We start from the raw sequence: 6,679 nt of genomic DNA on the forward strand, positions 1-6,679 counted from the left end.
GTCAGAGCTCCACCGGCCGCGGTCCGGCCTCCCGCGGCGGCGCGGCGGCGCGTTCCGCGCGGCAGAGCACCGAGTAGAGGAGGCCGGAGGTGACGGTTCCGATGAACCAGGAGTACGGGGCGATGTCGGCGAAGTACGGGACGAGCGCGCACACGGCGGCGACCGCGGCGGTCGGCAGGAACGCCCCGAGCGCCTTGGGGTTGACGCCCTTGCGGTAGTAGTAGCGGGAGCCCTCCCGCGCGTCGAAGAGCTGGTCCACCTCGATGTGCCCGCGCTTCACCCAGTAGTAGTCGACCATGATCACGCCGAACAGGGGGCCGAGGAAGGCGCCGAGACCGCCGAGGAAGTAGTTGACGACCGCGGGGTTGGAGTAGAGGTTCCAGGGCGTGACCAGCAGCGCGGCGACGGTGCTGATCATCCCGCCGGCCTTGAAGCTGATCCGCTGCGGCCAGAGGTTGGCCAGGTCGTACGCGGGTGAGACGAAGTTGGCGACGATGTTGACGCCCATCGTGGCGACGGCGAAGGTCAGCGCCCCGAGCACCAGGACCCAGGTGTTGCCCGCCTTGGCGACGAGCAGGGCCGGGTCGGTGATCGCCTCGCCGAAGACCTCGATGGAGCCGGCCGTGACGATGACGGAGACGATGATGAAGGCCGTCGAGTTGATGGGCAGGCCCCAGAAGTTGCCGCGCCTGACGGTGCGGTAGTCGGGGGCGAAGCGCGAGAAGTCGCAGAAGTTGAGCATGAGCGTGCCGTAGATCGACAGGATCAGGCCGATCGCGCCGAACCACTGGGCGAACTGCTTTCCGGTGGAGACGGGGTGCGGTGTGGAGGTGAGCGAGATCGTCCAGCCCGCCTTGGCGAGGATCCACACGGCGAGCACGATCATCACGAGCCAGATCGCCGGTCCGCAGAAGTCCTGGAACTTACGCACCGACTCCATGCCGCGGTTGATGATCAGCGCTTGGGCGGCCCACAGGATCAGGAACGAGGTCCAGCCCAGCGCGTCGAGCCCGAGGAAGGAGTGGCGCGTCCAGGAGACGAGGTCCGGCAGCGCCGCGAGCAGCATCACATTGACGGCGACGGAGGCCAGATAGGTCTGTATCCCGTACCACATGATGGCGATGACGGCCCGGATCAGGGCGGGGATGTTGGCTCCCCAGACCCCGAAGCTGATGCGGCCGACCACAGGGAAGGGGACGCCGTGGCGCTGGCCGACGCGGCCCATCATGTTCATCCCGAGATAGATCAGGACGAAGCCGACGAGCAGGGAGGTGAAGATCTGCCAGACGTTCATGCCGAGCACGAGCAGCCCGGCGGCGAAGGTGTAGTTGCCCAGGTTGTGGACGTCGGACATCCACAGCGCGAAGAGGTCGAAGACCTTCCACTTGCGGTGGGCGGCGGGGGCGAGGTCGTCGTTGGTGAGACGGGGATCGGGGACGAACGCGGGGGCCGCGACGGGTTCTGCGCGGTCTGCGAGGGACATGAGGCCTCCCGGCGGGGACAGGGGACGGTTTGGTATACCAAACGGCCTGACTATGTTCCGCCCCGGATCACCGCATGGCATGTCCCTGCCGTTACGGCTCGGTAAATCACCTCAGGGATCGGGGATCATGGAGGCATGACCACCGCCGAACCGCTGGGGGCCGTCCGCGAGCGCGTACTCGCCGAGCTGCGGCAGGACATCATCGCGGGGCGGCTGCGCCCCGGGGACCGGCTCGTCGAACGAGAACTCGCCGAACGCTTCGCGGTCTCCCGCGTCCCGGTACGGGAGGCGATCCGCGCGCTGGTCGCCGAGGGTTTCGTCCTCTTCGAGACCCCGCGCCGCACGGTGGTGCGCCGCCTCACCCGGACCGATGTGGCGGAGCTGTTCGAACTGCGGGAGGCGCTGGAGGTGTACGCCGCCGGCCTCGCCGCCGAGCGCGCGGGCCGCGACGCGCTCGCCGAGCTGGAGGAACTGCTCGACACCGCGGCGAGCGCCACCCGGATCACCGATCCCGAACGGATCACCGACGTCAACACCCTGTTCCACGACCGGATCCTGGTCATGGCGGGCAACAGCCTGCTGATCTCGGTGATGCGGCCGGTCGACGGCCGGCTGCGCTGGCTCACCCGCCAGAACGACCGGTGGCCCGAACTCCTCGCCGAACACCGTGAGTTGTACGGGGCGATCGCATCGGGGGATCCGGAGCGGGCGCGCGCGAGCGCCCTCGCCCATGTCCGGGCCAACCACCGCTCCACCGTACGGCGGCTGTTCGGCCCGGACGCCGCGGCCGGGGAGCGCCCCGAGACGGGGGAAAGGCCCGAGCGGTACGGCTAGCTTAAGCTAGGGCGTGTTTCGAAAGTCCCGCCTGGCACGCGACGCCTGGCACGCACACTCGCCGCGTTGTCGGAGTCGTCCAAGTACGTCCAGTACGAGGACGATCCTCCGCCTTGCGATCGCGCTCGGCATCCGGAGGGCAATTCAGTGCGCCGAGACGGAGCGAGCGGAGCGAGTGCAGTGCACCAGACGCCGCGAGCCCCGCCCTACGGTTAGTCCGCGCTGACCGCGCTCACCCTGAAGGTGTCGCCGCAGACCACAGGGGCGGAGGTGGCCAGGGTCATCGCGTCCTTGGAGCCCGGCGGATAGATCTGGAGCAGGCTGGGCCGGGGCCAGCAGGACGAGCCCTTGATGCCCTTGTTCAGGGTGTGCAGCGTGATGTGTGCCGCGGCGCCGGGGGCCAGGGTCACGGCGGGGAGCTGCCCGCCCTCACGGGTGGCCGGTGTGCCGATGGGGGCGCCGTCGCCCGCGAGGAGGGAGACACCCGGGAAGCCCCGCAGGGTGCAGGAGCCCGGCCCCTTGTTGATGAGCCGCAGGTCGTAGTAGATCTGGCCGGCGCCGGGGTTCGGGGCGCTCAGGCCCAGGCCGAGGCGTGCCGCCGTACACCGTGCCGACGTGGCCCGCGCCTGGCCCGAGACGGGTGGCGTGGACGAGGCCGGTGCGGACGGGGCGGGCGTCGCGGGTGGCGTGCTCGGCGCGCCCGCCGTACCGCTCCCCTCCGTACCGCTGCCCTCCGTGGCGTCCCCCGCCGTGCCGCCGCCGCCCGTGGGCGTGGTGGCCGAGGCGGCGGGCGGGGCCGAGGCCGCCGGGCCGCCCGAGGATCCCCCGCCGCTGTCGCAGGCCGCGGTGGCCACCGCCAGCAGCGTCGCGCTCGCCGCCACGGCGGCTATGCGCCATCGTCCGCGGCTCTTCCCGGCCCGTGCCGCGCTCGCGCGCCAGGGCCGCCGGGGTGTCGCCCCGGAGGTCTGGGAGTGATCGGACATGTGCTCCACCTGTCCCTTCGCATCATGCGTATACCCGCCACAAACGCACCCATCGCACATATACCCGGAAGTCCGGGGAAATACGGCGCGGTCCCGCTCCGAAGGCCGTGGAGCGCCTGCCCGCACGTGTGCCCGGTCAGGGCGGGCACAACCGCGGCAGGGGTGTGAGACTCAAGGGAGGAGGTGGTCGCTGATGGTGGGTGAACCCCCCGCGGCCGGCCCCCCGGGGGCGCCTGGTCCCCCGGAGACATCCGGTCCGACGGAGACATCCGGCCCCACGGCGACGTCCGGGCCCGTGGAGGCGCCCGGGCCCGTGGAGGCGCCCGATCCGGTGTCCCCCGCCGGGCCGGGCCCCGGCGAGCGGCTGCTCGAAGACCTCCTCGCGCGGGCCCAAACCGCCGCCCCCATGGAGCTGCCCGCCCTGGTGAACCGGTGCGCGGCCGCGATCGGTCTGGAACGGATCGTCGTCTATCTCGTCGACATCCAGCAGCGGCACCTCGTACCGCTGACCAGCGGTCCGCCCGCCATCCCGGTCGACACCTCCGTCGCGGGCTCCGCCTACCGCTGGCTCGATCTGCGCGTCGAGGAGCGCCCGGAGGGCGGGCTCTCCGCCTGGCTGCCACTGGTCGACGGGGCGGAGCGGCTGGGCATCCTGGGGATCCGTACGGACGCCCTCGACACCGCGCGACTGCGGCGCTGCCGCATGCTCGCCTCCGTACTCGCCATGGCGATCACCTCGAAGCGCGCGTACAGCGACAGCTACGCGCGCTACGCCAGGACCGAGGCCATGGACCTGCCCGCGGAGATGCTGCGCGGCCTGCTGCCCCCGCGCACCATCGGCTGTGACCGCGCCGTCTCGACGGCGGTGCTGGAACCCGCTTACCACATCGGGGGTGACGCCTTCGACCACGCGCTGACCCCGTCCACCCTGCAGGCCGCGCTCTTCGACGCCATGGGCCACAATCTGGCCTCGGGGCTGACCACCACCGTGGCGATGGCGGGCTGCCGCAACGCCCGCCGCGCGGGCGCCGAGCTGACGGAGCTGGTGGACACCATCGACCAGGCGCTCGGGCGGTGGCTGCCCGACCAGTACTGCACCGGTATCGTCACCCAGCTCGATCTGGCTCAGGGCGTCTTCCGCTGGTGCAACTGCGGGCATCCCCCGCCTCTGCTGATCCGTGGCCGCCGCGTCCTGGACAGAGCGCTGGAGCGGCCCGCCCAACCGCCGATGGGGCTGCCGTCCCAGCTGGCCACGGCCCCCCGCACGTCGTACGAGACCGTGCTCGAACCGGGCGACCGGGTCCTGCTCTACACGGACGGGGTGACGGAGTCACGGATCGAGGGCGGCGACGAGTTCGGACTGGGCCGGTTCACCGACTCCATCATCCGCGGCGCGGACGCCGGGGAGCTGGCGCCGGAGGCACTGCGCCGGATCATCCACACGATCCTGGACCGCCAGAACAATCACCTTCGCGACGACGCCACCCTGCTGCTCATCGAGTGGCGGCCACCCCGGACATGACGGCCGGCCCTTCCCGCCGGGGACGTGGCGGTACGAACAGCAGCCCGAGCGTGATCCAGACATAGGTGTTGGCGCCGAGGAAGGCGTCGGGGCCGGTCGAGTCCCACCGCCACAGCCAGACGACGCTGCTGCACAGCACCACGTACAGGACGGCGCACAGGGCCGGCCGGACCCGGCGCCCGCTGTCCGGCCCTGCCGACGCCGCATCCGCCAGGACGATCAGCGCCGGGATCAGCCAGACGAGATGGTGCACCCAGGTCACCGGGGAGACCAGGCAGGCGGCGAGGCCGGTGAGGGCGAATCCGGCGCGGTCGTCACCGGCGCGCACGGCCGCGCGGGCGCGGTACGCCCAGACGGCGAGCACCGCGAGCACGCACACCGCCCAGAGCACGCGGTTCGGGTGGTCGGGCTGGAGGCGGGCCAGGACACCTTGGAGCGACTGGTTGGAGACATAGGAGAGCGCGCCGACGCGGTCCGTGTCCCACAGGGCGCCGGTCCAGAAGTCCCGGGACGCGGCCGGGTCCACGAGGGCCGCGAGCAGGGTCGCGCCGCCCGCTGTGGCGCAGGCGATCGCGGCCTGGCGCCTGCGGCCCGTGATCAGCAGGTAGCCGATGAAGAGTCCGGGGGTGAGCTTGACGGCGGTCGCCAGGCCGATGCCGACGCCCGCGTACCGGCCGCGCCCGGTGGCGAGCAGCCGCGCGTCGGCGAAGACGAGCGCCACGAGCAGGAGGTTGACCTGGCCGAAGCTGAAGGTGTCACGGACGGGTTCGAGGAGCGCGAAGAGGCAGCCGGCGACGGTGAGCACGAACCAGGCGCGGCCGGCCGCCCGCGTGCCCTCCCCGGCCGCGGGGTCCGTACGGGCGGCGAGCGCGCACCGGACGACCGGGACGGCCAGCCAGTACAGCAGCAGCGCCGAGGCCAGGGCGCTCAGCGCGACGCTGATCGCGACGGCCACCGGCCAGGAGACGAGGGCCATCGGCGCCATCGCGACCGCCGCGAAGGGCGGGTAGGTGAAGCCGTAGTGGGTGCCGGGTTTGAGGTAGTCGTAGATCCGGCCGCCGTGGACCCAGTCGCCGACCGCGCCCCAGTAGACGGCCACGTCGAAGAAGTCCCGGTGCAGCGGGACGGTCGCGAGGAAGACGGCGGTGGCCACGACCAGGCAGCCGGCGGTGAGGACCCGGCGGGCGGGGGCCGCCACGGCCCGGTGCGGGGCTCTCACGCTCATGCCGCGGTCCGGGCGCGGGAGGGCAGCGTCGCCGGGCCCGACATCTCGAACATCCACCACAGGGCGAGCGCCCCGAGCGCCCCGCCGCCCACCGCGAGCGTCATCCGCATCACGTCCGGCGGGGCGCCGCTGGGCAGCAGGGCCAGGGCCAGGACGCCGCTGCCGACCGCGGCCCAGCGGCGGATCCGGCCGTCGGGCGCGGCGGCGGCGATCAGGAACAGTGCCCACAGCGCGTACCAGGGGCGGAACGCCGGCCCGAGCGCGAAGACCGCGAGCAGGCTCAGCGCCAGCGCGTACACCGGTCCGAGGCGTGCGCGGCGCAGCCACAGCAGCGCGACGGCCACGGCGGTGGCCGCCAGTCCGCACCAGCGCCACACCGGTACGGCCAGCTCACCGAGGCCGGTGCCCGCCGCGTCCAGCAGGACGCCGCTGAGCCGGCCGAGTCCGCTGGTGAGGGACCAGTTGTCCGGTGACACGGGGGTGGAGAGGGTGGCGAGCCAGCCGTACCCCGTGCCGGTCACGGCCGTCACCAGGGCGGTGGTGGGGGGGGGGGCCGGGCCGCGGGCGCGCCGCCGCCCGTCCCCCCCCGGGGCGCCCCCCACAATGGCGGGGCACACCGGCGCCGACCCGCC

General features: G+C 72.7%; 6 protein-coding genes. 2 read left to right on the forward strand and 4 right to left on the reverse strand.

What is annotated here, in order from left to right:
• Position 1: 1 nt before the first annotated feature.
• A complete protein-coding gene (locus ACIQ7D_RS29055) occupies positions 2 to 1,483 on the reverse strand; it encodes an NCS1 family nucleobase:cation symporter-1 (RefSeq protein ID WP_403942491.1) in 1,482 nt (493 codons plus the stop codon).
• 135 nt (positions 1,484 to 1,618) lie between these two features.
• Here ACIQ7D_RS29055 and ACIQ7D_RS29060 point away from each other — a divergent pair, with 135 nt between their 5' ends.
• Entirely contained in the window at positions 1,619 to 2,317 is a 699-nt protein-coding gene (locus ACIQ7D_RS29060) for a GntR family transcriptional regulator (protein WP_403942493.1), read from the forward strand.
• Between the two features lie 212 nt (positions 2,318 to 2,529).
• On the opposite strand, the gene ACIQ7D_RS29065 is transcribed toward ACIQ7D_RS29060, so the two are convergent.
• A complete protein-coding gene (locus tag ACIQ7D_RS29065; protein WP_403942495.1) occupies positions 2,530 to 3,300 on the reverse strand; it encodes a DUF4232 domain-containing protein in 771 nt (256 codons plus the stop codon).
• Between the two features lie 313 nt (positions 3,301 to 3,613).
• Between ACIQ7D_RS29065 and ACIQ7D_RS29070 the strand changes: the two genes are divergently transcribed.
• Positions 3,614 to 4,822, forward strand: coding sequence for a PP2C family protein-serine/threonine phosphatase (locus ACIQ7D_RS29070; RefSeq protein ID WP_403942498.1), 1,209 nt, complete (start codon positions 3,614 to 3,616; stop codon positions 4,820 to 4,822).
• Here ACIQ7D_RS29070 and ACIQ7D_RS29075 read toward each other — a convergent pair.
• Both ACIQ7D_RS29075 and ACIQ7D_RS29080 read right to left on the reverse strand, forming a co-directional pair.
• Complete coding sequence (locus ACIQ7D_RS29075) at positions 4,794 to 6,047, reverse strand: glycosyltransferase 87 family protein (protein WP_403942501.1); 1,254 nt, start codon at positions 6,045 to 6,047, stop codon at positions 4,794 to 4,796. The genes ACIQ7D_RS29070 and ACIQ7D_RS29075 overlap by 29 nt on opposite strands.
• Positions 6,044 to 6,577 (reverse strand): hypothetical protein, encoded by a 534-nt coding sequence (locus ACIQ7D_RS29080; RefSeq protein ID WP_403942504.1) that lies wholly within the window; start codon positions 6,575 to 6,577, stop codon positions 6,044 to 6,046. Before ACIQ7D_RS29080 ends, ACIQ7D_RS29075 begins: the two co-directional genes overlap by 4 nt.
• Between the last annotated feature and the right edge of the window lie 102 nt (positions 6,578 to 6,679).

Origin of the sequence: Streptomyces sp. NPDC096310 (assembly GCF_044763125.1) — a bacterium.
Classification (GTDB): domain Bacteria; phylum Actinomycetota; class Actinomycetes; order Streptomycetales; family Streptomycetaceae; genus Streptomyces.

What these genes read in the sequence shown, in the direction of transcription:
- ACIQ7D_RS29055 (WP_403942491.1), bottom strand. Translation starts at nt 1,483, where the DNA reads ATGTCCCTCGCAGACCGCGCAGAACCCGTCGCGGCCCCCGCGTTCGTC.
- ACIQ7D_RS29060 (WP_403942493.1), top strand. Translation starts at nt 1,619, where the DNA reads ATGACCACCGCCGAACCGCTGGGGGCCGTCCGCGAGCGCGTACTCGCC.
- ACIQ7D_RS29065 (WP_403942495.1), bottom strand. Translation starts at nt 3,300, where the DNA reads ATGTCCGATCACTCCCAGACCTCCGGGGCGACACCCCGGCGGCCCTGG.
- ACIQ7D_RS29075 (WP_403942501.1), bottom strand. Translation starts at nt 6,047, where the DNA reads ATGAGCGTGAGAGCCCCGCACCGGGCCGTGGCGGCCCCCGCCCGCCGG.